The 1,315-nt window shown below is 65.9% G+C and carries 2 protein-coding genes; both read left to right on the forward strand.

The features are described from left to right. Window positions 1-211 (forward strand): helix-turn-helix domain-containing protein (locus F6Q13_RS17530; RefSeq protein ID WP_293059264.1); only part of this gene is annotated, 211 nt, incomplete at its 5' end. Window positions 212-219: 8 nt separating this feature from the next. Next, on the forward strand, window positions 220-1,275 hold the full coding sequence (locus F6Q13_RS17535; RefSeq protein ID WP_293059267.1) for an integrase core domain-containing protein: 1,056 nt from the start codon (window positions 220-222) through the stop codon (window positions 1,273-1,275). Window positions 1,276-1,315 lie beyond the last annotated feature (40 nt).

Consider the following 1,315-nt stretch of genomic DNA (forward strand, 5'->3'; position numbering starts at 1 on the left):
GTGGTGCGTCGATGTGTCGACGGTGATCGGGATCCGGCGCACCGTCAAGGACGCCGCGTTGGCGGCGTTGGCGCGCACGCCGGGGCGGCCTGCTACACAGCGGGATTGGCAGTTGGAGGCGGCGCGAGCAGAGATCGCCCAGCTGACCCAGGCCATCAAGGCGCAGGCGATCGAGTTAGCGATCGTGCGGGGAAAAGCCGGTTGGGGCTAAGCGGGCCGGTGCCGGCGCGGGTCCCCGCCGAGGTCAAAGAGCTGGTCTTGAAAACCGTCGACGACGCGGTCGCCGCCGGGTTCGCCCACACCTGGGCGTGTGCGCTATGGCAGGTCTCTGACTCTCGGGTGCATCGCTGGCGGGCAAGGCGCCGCGACACCGGCACCCTGGTCGACGCCGCCCCCGGTGGGCACCCGGTGCATTCTTTGCTGCCCGAGGAGGTGGCTGCGATCCTCGATCTGGTCGAACGCTGGGGTCCGGTCGACCGCAGCCACCGCAAGTTGGCCCACCGTGGCTCCTACGAGCAGCTGGTGTGGGTGTCGCCGTCGAGTTTGCGCCGCGTGTTAATCGCCCACGGGATTACTCTGCCTGAGCCCCTGGCGCGCACCCGATCGGAGCGCAAGCCCTGGCCAGACTGGCTGGTTTGGGAACCCAACCGGATCTGGATCTGGGACGTCACGCATTTCACCCGAGCTCGCCGGGTGTGCTTTGCGATCATCGACATGGTCAGCCGAAAGTGGATCGACACTTTGGTTTCCGTCGAGGAGACCGCCACCCAGGTGCAGGTGGTTTTCGAACGCGCACTGGAGGTTGAAGGGTTGCTGGAGTTGCTCACCGACGAGCGGCTCGACCTCGACCCCGACGACCCGCGCCGTCCGATCCTGCTCGCCGTCAGCGACAACGGGGCGCCGATGACCGCCCACGACACCCGCGCGTTTATGGCGCTGATGGCCATTGCCCAGCACCATGGACGCCCCGGAGTGCCCCAGGATCAAGCGTGGATCGAGTCGTTTTTTGGCCACATCAAAGGCGAGTGGCCGCATCTGGAAACCATCACCGACCCCGCCGTCCTGGAAGCCGAACTGGCAAGAGTACGAACCGAATACAATACGGTTCGGCTCCACGAGTCGATCGGATATGTCACCCCCGACGACGAACACAGCGGTCGCGGTGAGGCCATCCGCCAAGCCCGCCGCGACGGACTCGAGCGTGCCCGGCAACGCCGCCTCGACTACCATCGCCACACCAACACCCCCACCGGGGAGACGTCATGCATTGGGTAATTTTTGGAGCCGCCTCTGCGGTTAAGTCAGAAACACCTCA

The sequence above is a fragment of the Mycobacterium sp. genome, from assembly GCF_008709575.1.
Lineage (GTDB): Bacteria > Actinomycetota > Actinomycetes > Mycobacteriales > Mycobacteriaceae > Mycobacterium.